Source organism: Acinetobacter sp. PW68, from assembly GCF_020982655.1.
Lineage (GTDB): Bacteria > Pseudomonadota > Gammaproteobacteria > Pseudomonadales > Moraxellaceae > Acinetobacter > Acinetobacter towneri_A.
The window spans coordinates 1,867,763-1,891,637 of sequence record NZ_JAHZSX010000001.1 but is presented as its reverse complement, the minus strand read 5'-3'; the positions used below and the strand labels follow the sequence as shown (position 1 = coordinate 1,891,637).

The window sequence follows — 23,875 nt, the reverse complement described above, 5'->3', positions numbered from 1 at the left end:
ATGCACAAGAGGATAGCCGCATGAAAGTCTCCGACAAAGTTGTACAAGACCTGCGCACACTGGTTGAAAAAAATCAGATGCAAGTCGGAGACCGATTGCCTGCCGAAAGAAAGTTATGTGAACAACTCGGGGTTTCACGTTCCTCTTTGCGTGAGGCTATTCAGCAATTGACCAGTCAGGGCATGCTGGTCAGCAAAGTTGGAGCGGGTACTTTTTTGCAACAGCTACCCACCAATTGGTCGCAATATCAAATTGTGCAGCCTTTAAGTAACCTGATTGATGAAGACCCTGCTTATCGTTTTGATGTGCAAGAAGCTCGAATGGTGCTTGAAGGTGGTACGGCATGGTATGCCGCACAGCGGGCAACTGCTGAGGATTTGAAAAACATCCGTGCCTGTTATGAGCAAATCGCCCATTTCCAAATTTTAGGTGATGACGATCAGGCTGCAATTGCCGATGCCAAGTTTCATTTGGCAATTGCCGAAGCATCGCACAATTTGGTGCTCATTCAAATGATGCGTGGCTTATTTGATTTGTTGCAATACAACGTAGTTTTGGGCAGACGCAAAGTCTATACCGAAGCCCACCGTTTCGATCAGTTGCATGATCAACACTTTCAAGTGATGGATGCAATTGAACGCCAGGATCCAGAAGCTGCCCGTTCGGCAGTGTGTGGACATATTGAATTTGTAGTTCAACAAGTACGTATGATAGACGAGGAAGAGGCGCGTCGTCAGCGTGCGAGTCGATTAAACAGGATAGCGCCATGATTATTTCTTCTGCGAATGATTACCGCGAAGCAGCTAAACGCCGTTTACCGCCATTTTTATTTCACTATATTGATGGAGGTGCGTACGCGGAACAAACGCTAAAAAGAAATGTGGAAGACCTTTCACAGATCGCCTTGCGCCAACGTGTTTTGAATGACATGTCGGCTTTGAGTTTAGAAACCACTTTATTTAATGAAACCTTGTCAATGCCTGTGGCGTTGGCACCTGTGGGTTTAACGGGCATGTATGCGCGCCGTGGTGAAGTGCAGGCTGCAGTTGCAGCTGACAAAAAAGGCATTCCATTTACTTTGTCTACCGTGTCGGTGTGTCCAATTGAAGAAGTGGTGCCTGCCATTTCACGCCCAATGTGGTTTCAATTATATGTATTGCGTGACCGCGGTTTTATGCGCAATGCTTTGGAACGTGCTAAAGCCGCAGGCTGTTCAACCTTGGTCTTTACAGTAGATATGCCTGTGCCTGGTGCACGTTATCGGGATGCACATTCGGGCATGAGTGGTCCAAATGCTGCTATGCGACGCTATATGCAGGCAGTGATGCATCCAAACTGGGCATGGGATGTGGGTTTACTGGGTCGTCCGCATGACTTGGGCAATATCTCTAAATACTTAGGCAAACCAACAGGACTTGAAGATTATATTGGCTGGTTAGGCAATAACTTTGATCCATCTATTTCATGGAAAGACTTGGAGTGGATTCGTGAATTCTGGGATGGCCCAATGGTCATTAAAGGCATTTTAGACCCAGAAGATGCTAAGGATGCTGTTCGTTTTGGGGCTGACGGAATTGTGGTGTCCAATCACGGTGGCCGTCAGTTAGATGGTGTACTCTCAACTGCACGTGCTTTACCGCCAATTGCTGATGCGGTGAAAGGAGATCTTAAAATTCTAGTGGATTCAGGTATTCGTAATGGCCTAGATGTGGTGCGCATGCTGGCGATGGGCGCGGATACTTGTATGCTCGGACGTGCTTTTATTTATGCACTAGGTGCAGCAGGCGGGGCGGGTGTCAGTAATTTACTCGAATTGATTGATAAAGAAATGCGAGTCGCAATGACCTTAACGGGTGCTAAAAACATTCAGGCGATTAACTCAGATTGCTTGGTACAACTTGAGCGTGAACTGAAAGGCTAAATTGCCAGCAAGAGCGATCAATCCATCAACCGATGCATTTGGCTGAATCGCTTAATTGTATTTTTCACCCTGTTTCAGGACTTGCACACCATGCCACAGACAATTTCTTCTGCAACACCATTTGATGCTGCAGCAACCCTCAAAAACTTGGTCGATATTGTGGGAAAAGCGCATGTATTGACCCATGAATCAGATACTCGTTTATATCGTCAAGGGCGACGTTTTGGCGAAGGACAGGTTTTTGCGGTGGTCACGCCAGGTTCTTTATTGCAGCAGTGGCAAGTGTTACAAGTGGCTGTGGCAGCAGATTGCATTATTATTATGCAAGCCGCCAATACTGGACTCACGGGTGGTTCTACCCCTTTTGGTGATGACTATGATCGTCCTGTAATTTTGATCAACACCCAACGTTTAAAAGGTATTCAGCTCATCAACGATGCCAAGCAAGTGATTTGCTTGCCTGGTGCAACATTGGATGCTTTGGAACAAAAATTGGCGCCACATCAGCGTGAGCCACACTCAGTCATTGGTTCATCTTGTATTGGTGCTTCGGTGTTGGGTGGGGTATGTAATAATTCAGGTGGTGCATTGGTCAGACGTGGCCCTGCCTATACTGAGTTGGCCTTATATGCACAAGTCAATGAACTGGGCGAGTTGCAACTCATCAATCATCTGGGGGTGAATTTAGGAAACTCGCCAGAAGAAATTTTAACCAGACTTGAGCAACAGCAATATCGCTCTGAAGATATTGAATATTCGGAACATTGTTGTGCTTCAGATCAGCGTTATGTGCATGATGTTGCCCAAGTCGACGCCGATACGCCTGCACGATTCAATGCCGACCCGAGCCGTTTGTTTGAAGCTTCGGGTTCGGCAGGTAAAGTCTGTGTGTTTGCTGTGCGTTTGGATACGTTTGAGAAAATTCCGAGTCAGGTGTTTTATATCGGCAGCAATCAGCAGGATGATTTAACCGCGATTCGCCGTTTTTTATTACGTGATTTGCCGCGTGTACCGATTGCAGGCGAGTATATTCATCGAGATGCCTATGACATTGGTGCAGAATACGGCAAAGACAGCTTCTTGTTTATCGAGAAGTTTGGCACCAGTAAAGTACCTGCAGCTTTTGCCATGAAAGACAAAGTTGATGGTTTTCTAACCCGTTGGGGCATGCGTGGATTGTCGGATAAAGTTTTGCAAATGTTCACGAAACTACTGCCAAATCATTTACCAGAACGCATGAACCAATTTCGTGATTTGTATGAACATCATCTCTGTACACGACAAATTTCACAGAACCCTTATCCTATCAGGGTTCTGCCTTCTTAAAATTGCCAAAATTTCCTTAAACTCTTCTTTTTTCCCAAAACCAATTAAACGCTGAATCGCCATTTGAACATAGTCTAAACCATAGCGAAATAAACTCATTGAGAGTCGTCCATGCTTCTTTATTTTTATCGCTTTTTTTTGATCATGTTGCCATTCACCCGTTAAGTAACACCAACAGAAGCTTATAGCTAACACCGCAATCAATTTTTTCACTCGTCTAGGGTCTGTCAAGCGCGTATTTTCAAGATTAAACCCGCGTCCTTTGAGACAACTGAATAAGGTTTCAATTTCCCAGCGTAATGCATAATCCTGAATAGCATTGGCATTAAACTGAGGAGAAACGACGAGTAAAAGCTCTCCATTTTCTAACTGTAGTGCACTTATATATAGTTTCACCCGACCAACCAAAATCCGTCGTTTACGACATTCAATTTGACCAACTTTAAGATGGCGAAATAAATCACTAATTTTATGATTCTTTCCTAAATGATTGGTGACAATGAAGTTTTTTTAACACGAATGCAGAAGTTGATGTCTTGTTCAATTAACCATGTAAACCACTGCTCACCGATAAACTCTCTGTCTGCGAACACATTCACAATACGGTCTTTACCAAAAATGGCTATAAAGCGTTGAATCAAAGCAATACGCTCTTTCGTATCTGAATTTCCACGTTTATTAAGCAATGTCCAAAGGATAGGTATCGCTATTCCACGATAAACGATTGCGAGCATCAGGATATTAATATTTCGTTTTCCCCATTTCCAATTGGTTCTATCTAAAGTCAGTTGCACTTGGTCGAATGAAAACATATTGAAAATCAACTGAGAAATTTGACGATAATCAAAATACTGACCTGCAAAGAAGCGCTGCATACGTCGATAAAATGATTGTGGTAAGCACTTGATGGGCAAGGCTTTAGATGCAGAAGAAAGATTACATGTTTGCTTTAAAATAATCACAAGCATGATGAGCGCAAAGCACTTTAAATGTGACTTGTTCCATTTTAGATATTTGTTTAAGATAAGATATAACTCATTGAGATGTGTCATAGTATTCGTCGTTAGAAAACAATTATTATGACATTATTTCAATGAGTTATCTATTTTTGTCGTGTACAGAGGAACATCATTTAATTTTGCGCATTGAGCAGCAAGATGTTGCGGCAGTACAGCAGTTTTTACTGGATTATTTTATCACGCGCAATTCCGGCAGTTTTTTTCTATGTAATGAAGATGAAGGCAGAAAGGCTTTTCTGCATCGCTTTGCAGTAGCAGGTGCTGCAATCCGTTATCGTGATACACACCGAAATGAAGTGGAAGACATTGTTGCTTTAGATATTGCGTTAAGACGTAATGATCAGCAATGGGTTGAAACCTTGCCCGAAGAGTTGGAGCAGGCGATTATACATAAGTTGTATTATGGTCATTTTTTATGTCATGTCTTTCATCAGGACTATATTATTAAAAAAGGTCTAGACCCATTGGCAATGGAACATCAAATGTGGTCATTACTAGATGCACGTGGGGCAGAGTATCCTGCAGAACATAATGTTGGGCATTTATATGTGGCGAAGCCTGCCCTGAAGCAGCATTATCAAAAATTGGACCCGACCAATTGTTTTAATGTGGGCATTGGACATAGCTCAAAATTAAAAGCTTGGCGTTAAATACAGATGAAAACTGAGCAGTGAAACTGATTCTAAGGATAGATGGATATGTTTAAGTTAGATAGCAGACTGCTACAGATTTTTTATTATGTGTATAAATTAAAAAATGTGTCTGCTGCCGCAGATGCGTTGGGCATGAGTCAGCCTGCGGTTAGTAACTGTTTAAATAAGATTCGTCAGCATTTTAATGACCCATTGTTTTTAAGGGTGGGCAATGAAATGTTGCCAACAGAGTTGGCGAAACAGATTTTTTCACCGATTAGTGAAATTCTTAATAAAATTGAAACGGTTAATAACTTTAAAGTCGATTTTGATCCGACCCATTCCGATCAATTATTTACCTTGGCAATGACCGATGTTTCGCATTTGGTTCTATTGCCAAAGTTGACAAAGTTTTTAAAAAAACATGCGCCTTCGGTACGGATTAAAATTCGTCCTATTACCCGTGAAACCAGTTATCAAATGGCAAATGGTGAAATTGATTTTGCGATTGGATTTTTACCTGAATTAGAACAGGGTTTTTATCAGCAGCAATTATTTTTACAATATTATGTGGTGATTAGTCGTAAAGATCATCCACGTATTTGTGAAAAAAGTTTAGATGTTGAAGCATATATTCGTGAGTCGCATGTCGATGTGGATACGAGTATAGGTCACTACCATATTGAAAATGAATTAAGCAATCGCGGTTTAAGACGCAATATTTTAATGAGTATTCCAAGTTATTTGGGTGTTGGTTTAATTGTGCAAGAAACCGATATGATTGCGACAGTACCTTATTATTTAAGTGAGGTATTGTTGGCACGGGGGAATTTACAAGTAGTAAGTGCGCCGTTGAATTTTCCAATTTATCCTGTACGACAGTATTGGCATACGTCTTGTCATCACCAAACCTGTCATCAGTGGTTAAGAAAAGTGATTTTTGATTTGTTTAGCCAACATCCTTAATTAATGGTGTTTAAATTTTTTTAAAGTTGTTTTTAAATCATCATTCACTAATTCCCCATTTTTAAATGAAAAAACTAGGTTAATCGGATGAGTGATTTTTATTTGTAATGCAATAAAATTGAATTTCTGACCACGATTTAGATTGCAGCTATACATTTTCATTTTTCCATATAAATGTCTCAACATTCGCCTGTATCTGCACTACGAATACACTGACTATCGAGATACCATTTTGGTTACTTTGTCCATTAAAGTTATAAGCAATAACTTCAGCATCATCATGTTTCTGTTTTCCTGCGACATCTAGGTGTTTGCCTTGCATGGTAATGTTTTGATGAGGATGGAAAATAAAATGCGGATGAGTAGCATCATGACAATGCGAAGTCTGAAAGCTAAGTTGGTTTCTATGACTAAAATCGACGCAGCGACCATTTTAGGTTTTAATTTTGAATTTTTTGTTACTATGTTTGTACAGGATAAGACCAAGGTATTGCCACATAAATGGTTTGTTGAGCAGCGCATTCCATAGGTGTACTGGGTAGAGTTTGAGGTTGAGTTATGATCATGGGAATCTGCCCTGATGCTAATGAGTCCACAACAAAAAAGACTGTTAAAAATGAGCAACCGCCTGAATTAAAATACTGCTTAAATATAAGAAAAGAACCTATTTATTAAGTGGTTATGTAAATTTAAAGCAAAAAAAGATAATAATTTTTTGTAATTTTATGAGTAATTGACCCTAAAAATTTATCGAGTAGACACGGTTTTTAGCAAAAATAAGAACGAAAATTCAAGTTGTCATTATTTGTTATTAGTCGGTGTATTCTGAGGACGTGTGTGGTAGAAATTGTATTCAGAGGATATGTTTCTGATTTAGGTGGTGGTCAGCAACAAACGAACTATCTAATTTGTGCAATTGAACATCAAAAATAGACAACTAAAATTCAACTATATTGCTTTCAAATTATGTGATTGAGTTTTAAAATTATGTGTTAAAATTGGCACTTGTCACAGTTTTTGAATTTTTGGGGTAGGAACTGTTGAAACATTTTTTACTAAGACTCGGATTGAATCTGCGTAAACTTATTTTAATTTCCACAATTTTAAGTGTATCAGGCTTATTTGTCGTAAGTATTTTTATTTTAAATTATGTAATTAAACAACAATTAATTCAAAATTCACTTTCGATCAATGAAAAATATGCAGAAAAAATTGCCACCAGTGCCAATCAACATTTTTCAGATATGCTGCAAGAGTTGGATTATAGTGCACGTTTATTAGAAAAAAATTTTTATAGTACACAAGTTAGAAAAGAAGAAGTACTACGCTTAAAAAATCAATCCGATAATTTTAATAGTATTTTATTGGTGGGACAGAATAAACATATTTTGGCTTATGCACCTAATACATTAAAACTTAATTTTAATCAGGCTTATAGTTCTGTTGGTATTGATGGATCTATTGAAAAAAAGAAAACTTATATTTCATCTCCCTATTGGTCTATAAGTAATAATTTAATCGTCATGATGTCACAACCTATTTATGATAAAACACATCAATATTTAGGCTTAATCAGTGGTACGATTTATTTACAGGAGCAGAACTTGATTAATACCATGCTCAATACTCAGTATGATTATAAAAAAAGCTATATGTATGTGATTGATCAACATAATCGTATTATTTTTCATCCAGATAAAAATCGCATTGGTGAAAAAATTATCAATAATACAGGTTTGGATTATATTAATAAGAATATAAAGGGATCAATTCGTTTAAAGAATAGTTTAGGTATAGATAATTTGGCGGGTTTTGCACATATTCCAAGTGTAAATTGGATTGTAGTTTCTCAGCAGCCCACAGATGATTTACTTGCCCAAGCCAATACCCTGATTTTAAAAGTATCGATTGGTGTCTTTATTTTCTACTTTTTTATTTTTTTATTGATTTGGTATATCTCAAGCTTTATTTCTTCACCTTTGAACCGCTTGGCACGTATGGCAAGTATGCTCAATCATGCGGACATTGAAAATAAAATTAAAGAAGTTGATCCATGGTATTTCGAGGTTTTAAAGTTTAGAACCTCATTATTAATGAGTTCGGAAACCTTTAGTCATCGGATTGCGGAGTTAAAACATCATGTCAATACGGACCCGTTGACAGGTTTATATAACCGTCGTGGTATGCAATTATTTTTAAATGAACTGCTAGAGACTCGTACCGAATTTGCAGTATTAGCCATTGATATTGATTTTTTAAGAAAATTAATGATCAGTATGGACATGATCAAGGTGACGTGGTACTTAAAACGCTCGCGCAACTAATGCTAACTAATTTTAGGGAACAGGATATTTGCTGTCGTAGTGGCGGTGAAGAATTTTTGGTTTTAATGACGACTGCAGATGCAAATGTGGCGTACAAAGCTGCAGAGCGGCTCAGAAAAACCATGCAGGAAACTACGATTAATCAGATGGGTCAAATCACCATCTCTGTTGGCATCGCTTTTTGGCCTCGAGATGCAGAAGATGTGTCTGATGTACTGAAACTTGCAGATAATAAATTGTATGAAGCTAAACATGATGGACGTAATTGTACAAAGTCTACGGCTGTATGAGGATTTGGAAAGATTCTTCTTTAGCTGACACGGAGGTATGCTTTGGAAAAAGATCAAGATCCCACGATAGTGGTTGAAGACAGTCCTGAACAAGAAAAATATGAACTTTTGAAAGAAAAGCTGAAATACAAACAGGCGGAGCGCGAAAATTCTAAAAAAATTGATCATAAACAAGTACGGTTGAACATTCAGGCGGATGCTTTACCAAGCAAAACCTTCTTTATTATGAATGCTTTGGCAGCAATTATTGCGGGCTACGGTTTATTGTCAAATTCAGCCGCAGTAGTGATTGGTGCAATGCTAGTTGCGATGATGCTAGGCCCTATTTCAGGTATTGCACTCGCCTTTATTGATAATCGTTGGTTACTGTTTAAAACGGCCTTTAGGACCTTGTTGCTTGGTGTATCGATGATTGTCAGTATTGGCATCATTTTAGGTCTGATCAATTTTAACTTGCCCATCACCCATGAAATTTTGTCTAGAACTCAGCCCACCATTATGGATTTAATGATTGCACTTGCAGGTGGTGCGGCAGGGGCATTTGCAGCCGTTTCGCCGCGATTGTCTGTGGCTGTTGTTGGTGTTGCAGTTGCGACCGCTTTAGTACCCCCTTTGGTTGCAAGTGGCATATTAATTGCGCATCTAGAATGGAAACATGCAGCAAACGCGCTGCTGTTGGCACTGACCAATATTGTCGCGATTCAAATCAGTTCCTCTTTGGTATTGTGGGCAGCAGGTTTTAGACGCGGTTCGGATGAAGAAGTACAAAGTAATGTACTTGAGTTTTTAAAAAGAAATTTGGCAAGCTTAGTGGTTTTAGTGCTTTTAAGTATTTATTTGAGTTTCAATTTTATGTTGATGCTGAAAAAGCAGATTTATGAGCAGCAAGCTGAAAGCATGATTAGCAATCAGTTTAATCAGCATAATAATTTAATTGATACGGTGCAGTTTGATCGGCGTAAAGAGATGACTCTAATTCGCGTAGTATTACGTGGAGATATAGCGCCAAAACCTCAACAGATTTCTGCATTAAATCAAAAACTGGCACAGGATCCACGCGGAAAACCCAGTGTTGTTCAAGTGCGCTTTATTCCTGTGCAAATTATTCAAGCCAAAGAAAGTCCTGATTTTGAGATGAAGCAAGTTGAAGCTGAGCAGTTGGTACAACCTTAGATGAAGAAATTGTTGGTATTTATAGCTTACTTTAGATGGAGTCTTATTATTCAATAGGGCTCTCAGAATGTTACGTATTACACAGATTTAATTTAATAGTTTCAAAAGGTTATAGTTAAGCCAATTTTAAGTTAAACCATTTAACATCCGATTTATTTCAAATCAGATTCACTATGCTTCCACGCTCTCCTTACAAAGGCACTTCTGGTTTACAAAGGATTTTGAATGCCACAGGCTATTCTTTGGCAGGCTTTAAAGCCGCCTTTCAAAACGAAGCAGCATTTCGGCAAATCATTCTGATTAATTCAATGCTGATTCCACTCAGTTTTTTCATGCCTGTTAGTCGTGTCGAACAAGTGATTATGATTGTGGTGTGTTTGCTTGCCATCATTGTCGAACTGATTAATTCAGCCATTGAAGCTGTGGTCGATCGTGTTTCAATGGAGCAACATCCCTTGTCTAAAAATGCAAAAGATATGGGGAGTGCAGCGCAATTTGTTGCTTTGGCAATTATCGCATTGACCTGGGGCGCATGCCTGATTCCTGCTTAATCCCTTAAAAACAAGCATAAAACAGACTTTAAAATAGATAGTGAGTTGAGTATTCCTCATGCGGCATCAGCATTCAAAATTTTTACTTCTGCAAGCAATTTTACTCCTTCTGAGTTTGCTGATGTTACTCAATTTTTTTAGCGTTGCAGGCAGGCTAGATTTACACCTCATTCAACCCTTTATGGATGCTCATGCAGAATTTCCACTTCGACAAGACTGGGCATTGGCTGAATTAAATCATCGGTATGTCAAATATATCCTCATTGCGGTATATCTGAGTTATTTACTTGCTTGGTTGCTGTCTTTCAGATTTCAAAAATTACGTGCTCGTCGTTGGGAGTTTGGCTATTTCTTTTGGATGGTGGTGATTTCGACCAGTGTGATTGCAATACTTAAATCACAGTCGGCACATGCTTGCCCGTGGGATATGAGTTTAGCCACAGCGCATGGTGTTCGGTGGGATTTAAGTGCAACGGCAGGGCATTGTTTTCCTGGTGGGCATGCCTCAAGTGGTTTTGCTTTATTGGTAGGATATTTTGTTTATCGGGTTGCTCAACCTAAACGTGCTTATTTTTTCTTCATTGCGGCTTGCATTTTAGGCATGGGGATGGGCTGGGCACAAATGATGCGCGGGGCACATTTTTTTAGTCATAATCTTTGGACAGGCTGGATTACTTGGTGTTTGAACGTAGTCGCTTATGCGTTCTTTGCGCATAAATTGCCACAATCAAAAAATCTAACTTAAAACTCGATCTTAACGCATCGGAAATTTAACCTGCACACATAAACCACCTAAACTGGCACTTTTAGAAAACTCTAAATTTGCACCTAAGCGTTGGGTGGCTTTATCTACAATAGATAAACCTAAACCGCTGCCAATTTCTGCATGGTTGTGAATACGGTAAAAACGCTGTCGAATTTGACTGAACAGTGCGGGGTCAATGCCTGCACCACTGTCTTCAATTTGCAAAATTGCATGTTGTTCTTGCTGAAAAATAGTCACATTAATCACGCCTTGTTTGGGCGTATATTTAATCGCGTTATCAATTAAATTATAAATAATGGAATGCAAAGCAGAACTTTGCCCATGAAAATTCAACTCTTGGCGTTGTTCGACACCTAAATCAATATCTTTTTGCAATGCCAATTGAATGAGCTGTTCCACACAGGCAATGGTCATTTGATTTAAAGAGAGGGTTTGATCGCTTTCAATCAGACTATCTAAGGCATCTTGCTTGGCTAAGCTTAATAATTGATTGACCAAATGCTGTAAACGCAAAACCCCTTGGCTTAAATTATAGAGGGCATCACTATGTGGAAATTGCTGCAATAGAATTTGTACTTGTAAATTGAGTGCAGTGAGCGGGGTACGTAATTCATGTGCAGCATCGACAACGAACTGGCGCTGTTCCTGCTGTGCGACAGAAATTCGCGTAAATAATTGATTCATTTCCTGAATAGTAGGTGCAAGCTCAACTGGATAATCCAGCATTCTAATTGGATTGAGATCCTGCGCTTTACGACGTGCCAATTCACTTTTAAAGTCATTTAGAGGTCGAAAATTATGGCGAATTAGCCAACTTAAAGCCAATAATGCAAAGGGTAAAAATAGTCCATAGGGAATAAACATATTTGCTGCTAACTCTAAAGCTAAATATTGGCGCACAGAGTTTTGCTGGCTAATTTGAATTTGCAGATTTTCCTGCGGCAAAATATAAGTACGCCACAATTCAGATTGAGTTTGATGACTATAAAAACCCGGTTTTTCTACAGGCTGTAGTAGTAATACATCTTGAGGGTGTAATTGTGGTGTTGCATCAGCATATGCCCAAATATCGACAAATAAGTCTTCTTCACTATATTTTTGATCTAAATTGATTTGGCTTCGCGTAGGTTCTGGGTGATTCGCTGCAATGCGTTCTGCCAAACTTTGCATTTGTGCATCTAAAATTTCATTGATTTCTTCTAGGGCAATTCGATAGGCTGCAAATACCAAAGCGCAGCCCAACATGACACTAAAGATAGAAACATAAACAATCAGACGTTTTTGCAAAGAGTAGGATTGCATTAAATTTGCCCTAAACGGTAACCTAAACCACGAATGGTACGAATAAAGTCCTTACCGAGTTTGGCGCGTAAATGGTGAATATAGACTTCAATAGTGTTGCTACTGACTTCACTGTCAAAATCATATAATTTATCTTCTAAATTATTTTTAGAGAAAATTTTATTTGGGTGGCTGAGCAAAGCCATTAAAATTGCCCATTCACGATTCGACAGTTCAATATATTCACCTTTGAATTTTGCCAAATGTTGTTCGGTATCTAAGACTAAATCGCCATAACTTAAAATATGCGCAGTATTATTCACTGGATTTTGTGTACCGCTGCGTCTGAGTAGGGCATAAATTCGCGCCAGTAATTCATCAAACTCATAGGGCTTAATTAGATAATCATCTGCGCCCTGATTCAAACCATCAACCCGTTGTTGCAATTGATCACGCGCAGAAATAATCAGCACGGGCAATTGTGGATGTAACTGGCGAATATTTTTTAATACCTGCATGCCGTCCATCATGGGTAAGCCTAAGTCCAGCAACACCAGCTGGATATCATGTTGCTGTAATTGCTTTAAGCCATCCATCCCGTTATTCACCCAAGTAACATCAAATTGTTGTAGCTTGAGCAAGGTCTGGGTCGATTCGGCAATCATAAAATCATCTTCGATGATTAAAATTTTAGGCATGTGATGTCTCGTGCTGCAGTTGGGCGATATATGGAGTAGGACATTGATTCAGCATATCATTTTTCGGGTCAATTACTTTGCTGTTTACATCCAGCAAGCTTAATAAACTTGGGAAAAGATTATCCTGACTCAATGTTGCTTGACGTTGTGCTTTTAAGCAATTCACTTGCGCAGAATTTTGTTGTTGCCAAGTTTCTGAAAACCACATCAGCATAGGTACATGCGTTTGTTGAGTAGGTGCCATAGAATATGGTGCACCGTGCAAATATAAACCATGTTCACCTGTCGATTCACCATGGTCAGACAAATACCAAAAACCGGTTTGATAGTGCTTTTGTTGCGCTAAAGTTTGAATCAACTGACTTAAAACATGGTCGGTATAGACAATCGAGTTGTCATAGGTATTGCGTAAGGCATCGGCACTGCAACCCTGAATCGCATTGCTGTTACAAGTGGGTTGGAAAGGTTGATAAGCTGCGGTTGAGCGTTTGAAATAAGCAGGTCCATGACTGCCCATTTGGTGCAATACAATTAAATGTGAGCGCGTGTCTTTCGGGTCAAGCTGAGCAAGATAAGCCTGTAAACTGTCCACTAAAATTTCATCTAAACATTCACCGCTGGCATCACACCATTTTTGTTTTAGCGCTGCAGGAATTTGATATTGCTGCACCCGATCACAAGCACCTTTACAGCCTGAATTGTTATCAATCCAAGTGACTTGATAACCAGCATGCTGTGCAATATCCAGTAAACCTTCGCGGTGACTTGCCAGTTGTTCATCATAGTTTTGGCGTGGCATCCCCGAGAACATGCACGGCACAGAAACAGCCGTGGCTGTACCACATGAGCTGACTTGAGTGAAATTAATCACAGGCAGATTGGACAGTTCAGGATTGGTGTTTTTTGCGTAGCCATTCAGCGAGAAGCTTTCGGCACGTGCAGTTTCACCAACCACCAACAGCATAATTTTGGGTGCTGTGCCTGTTTGCGCACGTTGAATTAAATGCGCATCTTCACCATAGCGCAGCAGCGGCAAATTCTGTTTAGGAGCTTTCTTTTTATAATAGGACAGACCAGATGCAATCGCATTTTGTGGCGAAAGCATGCCTTTTAAATCACGATGTTCACGGAAGATTGCAGCATAATCGACATAAAAACAGAACAATAAACCCGAAATCAGCACAATAGAAACTACACTACCCAAGGTCTTTTGCAGTAATTGTCGAGCAAAATGAGTCGGCTGAATTTTAACAGACCACACTAAAACCAATGGCAGTAGCACAAACAGCACACTCCAAACCACCAAACGTACAGACCAGAGATCACGTACTTCACGCACATCGGTTTGCAGCATATTCTGAATTTGGTCTGCGGTAATCACTACACCTAAACTATTAACAAAATAAGCGCTGAATCCACCAACTACAATCAAAATGCTTGCTAATATTTTGGCATTCCAACGCCAGTTCAGCCATTGCAGCAACAGATGATATGCTGACACAATCACGATCACAGTTGCGATCACTAGGTTAGTGGCTTTAATTCCTTGATAAGGTGTGAATTGTTTAATTTTCTCATAAAATCCATAGTTCAATACCAAGCCTAACCATAGGGCAAGCATTAGATTGAAATAGAATAAAGAAATCGGTTTTTGCCAAACGCGCAGTCGGGCCAAGAAAGACGGAGCAAGTGGTGATTGGGTCTGCTTAGACATCGTCAATGATTCAAAAGACTTTAAGATGCTTTAGCCTAAAATTTGAAACTTAAAACTGACTTAAAATTGTGGGCTGAATCTGTCGTAGTTTTATTTGAATAACTTTGAAGATAGAAATTTTAGAGAAGTGAACTTTGCATAAGTAACCTGTTTATTCACTTTATTTCTGAAGTTTCCCCCTATCTCTGAATATATTTTTATTCAAAGACAGGGCAGAGATTTATACTGAATTTCCTAGGTTTTAAGCCACTGCAACATGGAACATTGAACCAATCCACGCACTAAATACCATGGCGACAATACCCCAAATCATGACGCGCAATGCGCCTGTCCACATACTAGCACCACCGACATAGCTGGCAAGCGCGCCCATAATGCCTAGGCTGATTACACCGACCAACATCACGCCTTTGTCTAACAGATGTTCAGGTAAGAGTAAAATAGACACCAACGGGAATAATGAACCTACAGTAAATGCCAATGCCGAAGAAAATGCTGCGGTAAAGGGTCGCGCTGCGGTGTGTTCTAAAATACCAATTTCATCACGGGCATGGGCATCTAAAGCATTGTGAGCAGTCAATTGTATGGCCACTTGTTCTGCCAATTTGGCATCTAAACCGCGAATCATATAAATATTGGTGAGCTCTTTTAGCTCATGCTCTGGGTTGAGTTTTAATTCACGGGCTTCCATCGCAAGGTCATTTTTTTCAATGTCTTGTTGAGATTTCACTGAAATATATTCACCCGCTGCCATAGAAGCAGCGCCCGAAATTAAACCCGCAATACAGGTAATCAACAATGTTTGTGAAGATGCACCACTAGCTGCCATCCCAACGACCAAACTCGTCACAGAGATAATTCCATCGTTCGCCCCTAAAACTGCAGCACGTAACCATCCAGATCGTGAAATATAATGTTTTTCGAGGTGGTAAGAATGAGGCATAGATCAAATTCTCTTGTTATTCAATTTTCATTGATTGATGTGTGATATAGCATAAATCATTCTAAAAAAATTATCGGCTAAATAGGTGCTTTATTTCAGAAAAAGATGTTTTGTACAAAGCCAATGACCATGGGTAAAGAAAGACGGAATAATGATTTCATCATTAAGCAGCATTTGATGGCTGCTTTGGAGTAGGTTTGGTTTAACCCTTGTTTGCCTTTTGATGGAGCTTAGCATTACGACGCAGCAGGCTCAAACCAAATGGCAATATTTTCGCGATGAATGAGTGCTCGGTAATATGAAGACCAATGGGTTGTCGGATAAATTTAAGGTTTAGGCTTATTCGTTTGGAAATTATATTGTGGAATAAGCCTTAGAGATAGTTTGTGCACCAAAGCCATTTAAAATTAAATGTTGAGTTGAATTCTCACTTGCCCAATTCAATATTCTTCAAAATCACACAATCGGCTTGCTCATCACCAGAGCAATGATCTGCAGAACTTTGTAGCCAATTCGCCATTTCCTGTAATTGTGCAATCTTTTGATTTAAGGTTTCAATATGTTTAAGCGTGAGCTGCTTCACCTCTGCACTTTGTCGGTCAGCATTTTTCCATAAACCTAGCAATTCTTTCATTTGCTCAGAAGAAAAACCCAAATCCCGCGCATGTTTAATAAAAGACAAGGTTTTTAAATCTTGCTCAGAATAAATACGATAACCCGAAGCAGAGCGTTTGGCGCTATCCAACAAACCAATTTGCTCATAATAACGAATCATTTTGCTGGAAATACCCGATAGTTTAGAGGCTTGACCAATATTCATGTGACTTCTTCTCATAAAAGGGCATAGAACAATCTTCTAAACCCTTTGTAGGTTGCATTTAAACCTGTGTTGCTTGGAAATATTTTAAGCGGAGCGCATTCCCCAATACAAATACTGAAGATAATGCCATCGCACCCGCAGCAAAAATAGGCGAGAGCAAAATACCTGCAAAGGGATACAGTACGCCTGCAGCAATTGGAATCAAGGCAATATTATAAATAAATGCCCAAAATAGATTTTGACGAATATTGCGGATGGTGGCTTTACTCAATGCAATTGCATTGGGTACACCTTGTAAATTGCCCGACATCAACACCACTTCGGCCGCTTCAATCGCAACATCTGTGCCTGTACCAATCGCAATCCCAACATCGGCTTGTGCCAAAGCAGGGGCATCATTAATACCATCGCCCACAAAAGTCACACGTCCAAATTGCTGTTGTAATTCACGTACAACATCAACCTTGCCTTCGGGTAAAACCTCAGCCACCACATGATCAATCTGTAAACGTGCAGCAATCGCCTGAGCCGTATGTCGGTTATCACCCGTAATCATCGCCACTTTTAAGCCCAGTTGATGCAAGGCTGCGATTGCAGCAAAAGTCGTATCTTTAATCGGGTCTGCAACGGCTACAATGGCTGCCAGTTGTTGATCAATCGCCATATAAATTGGCGTTTTGCCTTCTTGTCCTAAACGCGCAGCTTCTGCATCAAAAGCGCTAACATCTAGCCCAATTTGCTGCATATAACGATCTGCACCAATCTGAATATGCTGACCAGCTACTTGTGCTTCAATGCCTGAACCTGTGATGCTGTCAAACTCGGTCACAGGCAGTAAACTAACTTGCTTTTCTGTTGCAGCTTGCACAATCGCCAATGCAATAGGATGCTCAGACTTTGCTTCTACTGATGCTAAAAATGCAAAGACTTGATCTGCATCAAAACCCGATTGCACATGAAAATCGGTTAATGTCGGTTTGCCTTCGGTGAGTGTTCCTGTTTTATCCACCGCGACCACTTTGACGTCTTGCAAAAGCTGCAAAGCCTCGCCTTTACGAAATAGCACCCCCATTTCTGCGCCACGACCTGTTCCCACCATAATCGAAGTGGGTGTGGCTAAACCCATTGCACATGGGCAGGCAATAATCAGAACTGCGACTGCATTGACCAAACCAAAGGTTAGGGCAGGTTCTGGGCCAAAAATAAACCAGACCATAAAAGTCAGGGCAGCCAATAACATCACGGCAGGTACAAACCACATGGTTACTTGATCCACCAAGGCTTGGATGGGCAATTTAGAACCTTGCGCCTGCTCGACCATGCGAATAATTTGCGCCAACACCGAGGCTTCACCAATGGCAGTAGCGCGAATATTCAGTGTGCCATTTTGGTTGATGGTGCCGCCCACAACTTGATTGCCGACCTGTTTGGCTACAGGAACAGGTTCACCCGTAATCATCGACTCATCTATATAACTATGACCTTCGACCACTTCACCATCTACAGGAATGCGCTCACCCGGGCGGATTTCAACAATGGTATTGGAGCTCACTTCTGCCACAGGTACTTCCATAATTTGACCATCCCGATGAATCCGGGCAGTTTTGGCTTGCATGCCAATTAAATGCTGAATGGCCTGAGAGGTGCGCCCTTTAGCTTTGGCTTCAAAATAACGACCCAGCAAAATCAAACTGACAATCACTGCTGCAGCTTCATAATAAACATGAACTGTGCCTTCGGGTAAAAGCTGTGGCATAAATGTTGCCACCAATGAAAAACTGTATGCAGCCAAAGTTCCCACAGCCACCAAAGAGTTCATATCAGGCGCAAAACGTAACAGCGCAGGAATCCCTTTTTGATAAAAACGACGTCCAGGTAAAAGCAGTACCAATGTGGTTAAAGCAAATTGAATCCACCAGCTTTGTTGTTGTCCAATATTGTGCATTACCCACATGTGAAAGGCGGGAATCATGTGTGATCCCATTTCTAGAATAAATACAGGCAAGGCTAAAATGAGTGAAATCACTAAATCACGTTTCAGTTGTTGCTGTTCTAGATTCTTTTTATCGTTTTGTTCATTAGCGTCGTGTTGCAGCAGTTTGGCGTCGTAACCTGCTTTTTTAATCGCTTGAATTAGGTCTTGGCTAGAAACATTGGCATTCGGCTGAATCCATGCGCGTTCAGTCGCCAAATTGACATTGGCTTGTTCTACACCAGGCACTTTTTTTAAGGCTTTTTCGACACGTGCCACACACGAAGCACAGGTCATACCTTCTATAGACAGTTCGATTGGTTGAATGGCTAGCACATCAAAACCTGCACGTTGCACCGCCTTAATGAGCAGCGCACGGTCTAAAGGTTGCGATGCGTGAATCAGTGCTTTTTCAGTTGCAAGATTCACTTCAGCTTTTTCTACACCATCAATTTTTTTTAAGGCTTTTTCGACCCGCCCGACACATGAGGCACAGGTCATACCTTCTATAGACAAGGTTTCCTGATAGAGAGAGGCATTTTGGTGTTTTGCGTCCATGGTCATCTCAATCATCTCGATCATTTTGGGGATGTGCTTAGCATATAGATTGACATGATGGTAAGGTCAAGTAAATTCTTGCTCAGAATAAGCTTGACCTTGCCAGCATGGTAAGCTTTAAACTACAGTTCAATAAAGGCAGAAGTGTGGAGTTAGCAATGAAACTATTGATTGAAAATATGACTTGTGGCGGTTGTGCACGTGGCGTCACTGCAACGGTTCAAGATGTTGATCCTGCTGCAAAAGTTGAAGTCGATTTAGCAACTAAAATTGTGACTGTAGAAAGCACTGCAACCGTAGATCAAATTACGGCTGCATTGGCTGAAGATGGTTTTCCTGCACAAGTTCAATAAAACTGTATCATCTATGATGCCCCAAGGTGTAGGCTTATAGTTAAGGTCAATTAGTCAACTGACGAATTGACCTATTTTTTTGGCTGCTAATTTTTGCATGTTGTTTTTTGATATGATCCAATGCATACATTTTGATCACGAAGATGCTAAACCAAACCAATCAGAAGCTGAGATTTTTTAACTTCAAGCTGAGTTTCATTCATTCAGGGCTGAAACTTGATGAATAGGTAATGGACTGTCATCTAAAATCTACGCTTCAATATTGATTAGAATAAAAATATTTTTTACATTAAAATATTGTTATTAAAGTATTTATTTTAATTTTAAAAATTTTGTTATAGCAGAAAAATCATTATTTTTAGTTGTTTTGCTGCATTATCTAAACCAAGGTGAATAAAATTCACTTTGGACTGAGGTTAAATCATTTTTATTCACTTTGTCATTGCAGTATAAATACCCTCATTCAGAAATTTTAACTTTTTAAATTTGGGTAGTAGATCATCATGACCAAGCCATTCACCTGTTCAATTAAACGCATTCGTTTTGACGAAAACTATGAACCTGCTAACAGCACGCGTTTAACCACCAACTTTGCAAATTTAGCGCGTGGTGAAAGCCGTCAGGAAAATTTACGCAGAACCTTAGCGATGATCAATAATCGTTTTAACTCGCTCGCATCTTGCGATAACCCGAAAGGTGATCGTTATTCGCTTGAAATTGACATCATTTCTGCAGAAATTGATATTGAAGGAAACGGCAAAACTTTCCCATTCATTGAAATGCTAAAAAGTACGATCACAGATCATCAAACAAATGAACGCATTGAAGGCATGATTGGTAACAGTTTTTCTTCTTATGTCCGCGATTATGACTTTAGTGTGGTATTGCCTGCATTCGGCTGTAAAGTGAATGAAAAGCCTGAAAGTTTTGGCGATTTACACGGTAAGCTTTATCAGCATTTGGTCAGTTCAGCAGTGTTTCAAACTGAGTTTCAAAAACAACCAGTGATTTGCCTGAGCGTATCAACCACGAAAACTTATTACCGCACAACCAATGTGCATCCTGTTTTAGGTACAGAATATAAAAATGATGAATATTCACGTACCGATGACTACTTTGAAAAAATGGGTTTAACCGTGCGTTATTTCAAACCTGAAAATAGCAATGCACCGCTTGCGTTCTATTTCTCTGGTGATTTACTGCGTGATTACACAGATTTTGAGCTGATCAGTGCCATCAGCACCATGGAAAGCTTCCAGAAAATTTACCGTCCTGAAATTTATAACACCAACTCACCTGCAGGCGAGGTCTATCAGCCAAGTTTGAATTATCAGGATTATTCATTGACCCAAGTTGTGTATGACCGAGTTGAGCGTGCTCAGTTGGCAGTGAAGCAGGGTAAATGGACTGAAGAAAACTTTATCAAGCCTTATCAAGACATTCTTGAACAATGGGCTGCTAATTTCGTACCGCCGCATGCTGCTAATCAAGAACGTGTTGCTTAACTTAAAATACAGATAGAAGATTCAAAATGACTATTTTATTACCGACATCAACGGCTGGCAGTTTACCTAAACCTTCGTGGCTGGCAGAACCTGAAAAGCTTTGGTCGGCTTGGAAATTAACAGGGCAAGAATTACTGGACGCAAAACAAGATGCGCTACGTCTATCACTGCATGAACAACAGCAAGCAGGGATTGATATTGTGAGTGATGGGGAACAAACCCGCCAGCATTTTGTTACCACTTTTATTGAACACCTTGAAGGTGTCGATTTTGAGAAACGTGAAACAGTCAAAATTCGTGATCGTTATGATGCCAGTGTCCCTTCTGTGGTGGGTGCAGTTTCTCGGCAAAAACCAGTATTTGTCGAAGATGCCAAATTCTTGCGTTCACTGACAGATCAACCTATTAAATGGGCGCTGCCTGGCCCTATGACCATGATTGATACTTTATACGATGCACACTACAAGAGCCGTGAAAAGTTGGCATGGGAATTTGCCAAAATCCTGAATCAGGAAGCGCGTGAACTTGAAGCTGCAGGAGTAGACATCATTCAGTTTGATGAACCTGCGTTTAACGTGTTTTTTGATGAAGTGAATGACTGGGGCGTGGCAACATTAGAGCGTGCTTTAGAAGGTTTGAAATGTGAAACGGCCGTGCATATTTGCTATGGTTATGGCATTAAAGCCAATACTGATTGGAAAAAAACACTCGGCTCAGAATGGCGTCAATACGAAGCAGTTTTCCCAAAATTACAGCAATCAAATTTGGATATTATCTCACTCGAATGTCACAACTCACGTGTTCCGATGGATTTGCTTGAACTTATCCGTGGTAAAAAGGTGATGGTGGGTGCGATTGATGTCGCAACGAATACGATTGAAACAGCCGATGAAGTTGCAGATACATTGCGCAAAGCATTGCAATTTGTCGATGCTGACAAGTTGTACCCATCGACTAACTGTGGAATGGCACCATTGAGTCGTCAGGTTGCACGAGGCAAGTTACAGGCTTTGGCTGCTGGTACGAAGATTATTCGCCAAGAATTATCTAGTTAAGCGTTCGATCAGGCGAAGTGAATTCAAGCCAAGTGAATTTAAGTTAAGTGAATCAGGGATGCTTTTTCAGGCAAAAAGCATCCTTTGAACTTTCTAAAAAAGTTGAGTGTTGGAATACGGTGATGGTTAAAGCAACAGACTTCAAAAATGCAATGTCTTTCTTATCAAGTGCAGTCAATGTAGTGACGACAATGGGAGATGCAGGACGTCATGGTTTTACTGCATCTGCGGTATGTAGCGTGACAGATACACCGCCAACATTATTGGTGTGTATGAATAAATCATCGCGTTCACATCTCAGTTTTTTAGAGAATAAAGTGCTGTGTGTGAATGTGCTGAATGCAGAACAAGAACACCTTGCCAATTCGTTTGCCTCATCAAAATTAAGCTCAGATGAGCGTTTTAAGCTGGCGGAATGGGGTGCTTTAGAAACGGGTGCTCCTATATTAAAAAATGCATTAGTGAGCTTTGATTGTGAAATTTCGCAAATTCAAGAAGTCGGAACGCATACTATTTTTATTTGCCCAATTGTTGCCATTCAAAAAAATCAACAAGATCAGGCGTTGGTTTATTTTAATCGTCACTATCATCAAGTTGGTGAAACTGAGTTTGTTTAATTCGCTATAAAATATTGCAATATGCGATAATCAGTTTATACTTGATTTATAGCAAAATGCGATAAAATATTATGCATGTGATCACCCACGCTAGAATTATAGAGGCAATGCACAAGTGGCCACAGGCTGAAACAGCACTCGATGGTTGGTATCGAATTATTAAGGCAAATGATCCGAAAGACTTTGCCGAAATGAAGCAGTTATTTCCAGCAGTTGATAAAGTTGGAAAGTTTCATGTATTCGATATTGGTGGGAATAAGATTCGACTTATTGCTGTTGTGATGTATCAGGCAAAGCGTGTGTATATTCGTCATGTGTTATCCCATAAAGAATATGACAAAGGTCATTGGAAGGAGGATTAGTATGAACGCAATGATTAAACAGGCTGTAGATCACTGGCACTACGTTGCTCCTTTGCTGAGTAAACCAGAAAATGAAAAAGATTTTCATGCACTTGTCGAGGCTTTAGATGAGCTTTTAGATATTGTTGGTGATGATGAAACGCATCCTTTAATGGGGCTGATTCATCAACTCGGTGACTTGGTTTCTGTTTATGAAAATGAACACCTGCCTATTCCTCATGGAGATGGTCGTGCTGCTTTAGCTTTTTTGATGGCGCAACATGGATTAGGTCAATCTGACTTGGCAGAGGTTGCAACTCAATCTGTGATTTCGGAGATTTTAAGTGGCAAACGCCAGTTGAATATTCGTCATATTAAAGCGCTGTCTGAGCGGTTTAAGGTTTCTGCTGATACATTTTTCTAAACGATTTTATATTTTTTAGACATTTTATTTTTAGATATTTAAAAATAAATAGCTCCGAAGATGCCGCTGCATGTCGTTACCCTGAACCCGAAAAAGTTCAAGGCGGACGCGACGCATACTTGCTGGGTTTCCCATACGAGATGGGCATACGCTCTAAATATGCAGAACACAATCCTAAGATTTAAGTATCGGCAGGGATATAGACTCGCTGGCGAACACCTCAGAGTTAGAATTAGTATAACCCATCTCAGTTGCTTGGCAACTCATGTTCACGAATTAACTGTAAAGATAGAGCTTGTTTGCATAGCCTTTATGCAAACTTAAGTCAAAAAAACGACACTTAAGTAAGGGCTTCAACTTCTTGCAAAATGGTGCTGAGTAAACGCTCACAATGCTCATAATGCTGCAAAGATTTATTCATAGAAAGAACCTCTTGCATCAACTCTAAAGCCACCACAATAATCAGTTTGCTCGGTTCCATATTGGGCGCTTTACGACGAAACTCATCATAGCGTTCATTCAATAATTGTGCTGCACGCTCTAAATCTTCTCTTTTTTCTTCAGTTGTGGCTAAACGGAAACTATGTCCTAAAACACGTAAATCAATTGGAATTTGAACTGACATA

At 40.1% G+C, this 23,875-nt stretch carries 20 protein-coding genes, 1 other RNA gene and 4 pseudogenes; 15 read left to right on the top strand and 10 right to left on the bottom strand.

The window, feature by feature from the left end:
• Positions 1-20 precede the first annotated feature (20 nt).
• From lldR to dld, 3 genes and pseudogenes are all read left to right on the top strand, one after another.
• Positions 21-770 (top strand): transcriptional regulator LldR, encoded by a 750-nt coding sequence (lldR, locus tag K1T76_RS09030; protein ID WP_230245172.1) that lies wholly within the window; start codon positions 21-23, stop codon positions 768-770.
• Entirely contained in the window at positions 767-1,921 is a 1,155-nt protein-coding gene (gene lldD / locus K1T76_RS09025) for an FMN-dependent L-lactate dehydrogenase LldD (protein WP_016659249.1), read from the top strand. Before lldR ends, lldD begins: the two co-directional genes overlap by 4 nt.
• A 90-nt stretch (positions 1,922-2,011) precedes the next feature.
• Positions 2,012-3,217: pseudogene (gene dld, locus K1T76_RS09020) on the top strand (D-lactate dehydrogenase); the annotation flags it as partial.
• Here dld and K1T76_RS09015 read toward each other — a convergent pair.
• A protein-coding gene (locus K1T76_RS09015) for an IS4-like element ISAba1 family transposase (RefSeq protein WP_085940413.1) occupies positions 3,209-4,299 on the bottom strand; the annotation gives its coding sequence in 2 pieces (ribosomal slippage) (positions 3,209-3,759 and positions 3,759-4,299; 1,092 coding nt in all). The pseudogene dld and the gene K1T76_RS09015 sit on opposite strands and share 9 nt — an antisense overlap.
• A 71-nt stretch (positions 4,300-4,370) precedes the next feature.
• On the opposite strand from K1T76_RS09015, the pseudogene K1T76_RS09010 reads away from it, so the two are divergent.
• The 6 genes and pseudogenes from K1T76_RS09010 to K1T76_RS08985 form a co-directional block, all read left to right on the top strand.
• Positions 4,371-4,916: pseudogene (locus K1T76_RS09010) on the top strand (D-lactate dehydrogenase); the annotation flags it as partial.
• A gap of 48 nt (positions 4,917-4,964) precedes the next feature.
• Complete coding sequence (locus K1T76_RS09005) at positions 4,965-5,864, top strand: LysR family transcriptional regulator (protein WP_230245171.1); 900 nt, start codon at positions 4,965-4,967, stop codon at positions 5,862-5,864.
• Positions 5,865-6,904: 1,040 nt separating this feature from the next.
• Positions 6,905-8,478 (top strand): annotated as a pseudogene (locus tag K1T76_RS09000) (sensor domain-containing diguanylate cyclase).
• Positions 8,479-8,520: 42 nt separating this feature from the next.
• Positions 8,521-9,651: a DUF389 domain-containing protein gene (locus tag K1T76_RS08995; RefSeq protein ID WP_230245170.1), complete on the top strand. Its 1,131-nt coding sequence runs from the start codon at positions 8,521-8,523 to the stop codon at positions 9,649-9,651.
• Positions 9,652-9,824: 173 nt separating this feature from the next.
• The gene (locus K1T76_RS08990; protein ID WP_230245169.1) at positions 9,825-10,202 is read left to right on the top strand and encodes a diacylglycerol kinase; all 378 of its coding nucleotides are present in this window, start codon (positions 9,825-9,827) and stop codon (positions 10,200-10,202) included.
• Positions 10,203-10,260: 58 nt separating this feature from the next.
• Positions 10,261-10,947, top strand: coding sequence for a phosphatase PAP2 family protein (locus K1T76_RS08985; RefSeq protein ID WP_230245168.1), 687 nt, complete (start codon positions 10,261-10,263; stop codon positions 10,945-10,947).
• Positions 10,948-10,956: 9 nt separating this feature from the next.
• On the opposite strand, the gene K1T76_RS08980 is transcribed toward K1T76_RS08985, so the two are convergent.
• The 7 genes and pseudogenes from K1T76_RS08980 to K1T76_RS08950 all read right to left on the bottom strand — a co-directional run bounded on the left by K1T76_RS08980 (position 10,957) and on the right by K1T76_RS08950 (position 18,954).
• The gene (locus tag K1T76_RS08980; protein WP_230245167.1) at positions 10,957-12,270 is read right to left on the bottom strand and encodes an ATP-binding protein; all 1,314 of its coding nucleotides are present in this window, start codon (positions 12,268-12,270) and stop codon (positions 10,957-10,959) included.
• Positions 12,270-12,947: a response regulator transcription factor gene (locus K1T76_RS08975; protein ID WP_070152486.1), complete on the bottom strand. Its 678-nt coding sequence runs from the start codon at positions 12,945-12,947 to the stop codon at positions 12,270-12,272. The genes K1T76_RS08980 and K1T76_RS08975 overlap by 1 nt, the downstream gene beginning before the upstream one ends.
• The gene (locus K1T76_RS08970) at positions 12,940-14,661 is read right to left on the bottom strand and encodes a phosphoethanolamine transferase (RefSeq protein ID WP_230245166.1); all 1,722 of its coding nucleotides are present in this window, start codon (positions 14,659-14,661) and stop codon (positions 12,940-12,942) included. Before K1T76_RS08970 ends, K1T76_RS08975 begins: the two co-directional genes overlap by 8 nt.
• 241 nt (positions 14,662-14,902) lie before the next feature.
• Complete coding sequence (locus K1T76_RS08965) at positions 14,903-15,604, bottom strand: VIT1/CCC1 transporter family protein (RefSeq protein ID WP_230245165.1); 702 nt, start codon at positions 15,602-15,604, stop codon at positions 14,903-14,905.
• A gap of 104 nt (positions 15,605-15,708) precedes the next feature.
• Positions 15,709-15,930, bottom strand: a pseudogene (locus tag K1T76_RS08960) (transposase); the annotation flags it as partial.
• A gap of 101 nt (positions 15,931-16,031) precedes the next feature.
• Positions 16,032-16,424 (bottom strand): Cu(I)-responsive transcriptional regulator, encoded by a 393-nt coding sequence (cueR, locus tag K1T76_RS08955; RefSeq protein ID WP_131261754.1) that lies wholly within the window; start codon positions 16,422-16,424, stop codon positions 16,032-16,034.
• 58 nt (positions 16,425-16,482) lie between these two features.
• Positions 16,483-18,954, bottom strand: a complete 2,472-nt coding sequence (locus tag K1T76_RS08950) for a heavy metal translocating P-type ATPase (protein WP_230245164.1) — start codon at positions 18,952-18,954, stop codon at positions 16,483-16,485.
• 158 nt (positions 18,955-19,112) lie between these two features.
• On the opposite strand from K1T76_RS08950, the gene K1T76_RS08945 reads away from it, so the two are divergent.
• From K1T76_RS08945 to K1T76_RS08920, 6 genes are all read left to right on the top strand, one after another.
• Positions 19,113-19,307, top strand: a complete 195-nt coding sequence (locus K1T76_RS08945; RefSeq protein ID WP_019836376.1) for a heavy-metal-associated domain-containing protein — start codon at positions 19,113-19,115, stop codon at positions 19,305-19,307.
• 503 nt (positions 19,308-19,810) lie between these two features.
• Positions 19,811-20,812, top strand: coding sequence for a putative oxygenase MesX (locus K1T76_RS08940; RefSeq protein ID WP_230245163.1), 1,002 nt, complete (start codon positions 19,811-19,813; stop codon positions 20,810-20,812).
• A 26-nt stretch (positions 20,813-20,838) separates the two neighbouring features.
• Entirely contained in the window at positions 20,839-21,867 is a 1,029-nt protein-coding gene (locus K1T76_RS08935; protein WP_070152464.1) for a methionine synthase, read from the top strand.
• A gap of 122 nt (positions 21,868-21,989) precedes the next feature.
• A complete protein-coding gene (locus tag K1T76_RS08930) occupies positions 21,990-22,484 on the top strand; it encodes a flavin reductase (protein ID WP_070152461.1) in 495 nt (164 codons plus the stop codon).
• Positions 22,485-22,555: 71 nt separating this feature from the next.
• The gene (locus K1T76_RS08925) at positions 22,556-22,846 is read left to right on the top strand and encodes a type II toxin-antitoxin system HigB family toxin (protein ID WP_019836372.1); all 291 of its coding nucleotides are present in this window, start codon (positions 22,556-22,558) and stop codon (positions 22,844-22,846) included.
• A gap of 1 nt (position 22,847) precedes the next feature.
• Positions 22,848-23,249, top strand: a complete 402-nt coding sequence (locus K1T76_RS08920; protein WP_004970519.1) for a helix-turn-helix domain-containing protein — start codon at positions 22,848-22,850, stop codon at positions 23,247-23,249.
• Positions 23,250-23,296: 47 nt separating this feature from the next.
• On the opposite strand, the gene ssrS is transcribed toward K1T76_RS08920, so the two are convergent.
• Positions 23,297-23,479: non-coding RNA, 6S RNA (ssrS, locus tag K1T76_RS08915), on the bottom strand.
• A gap of 110 nt (positions 23,480-23,589) precedes the next feature.
• On the bottom strand, positions 23,590-23,874 hold the full coding sequence (locus K1T76_RS08910) for a cell division protein ZapA (protein ID WP_004970518.1): 285 nt from the start codon (positions 23,872-23,874) through the stop codon (positions 23,590-23,592).
• Between the last annotated feature and the right edge of the window lies 1 nt (position 23,875).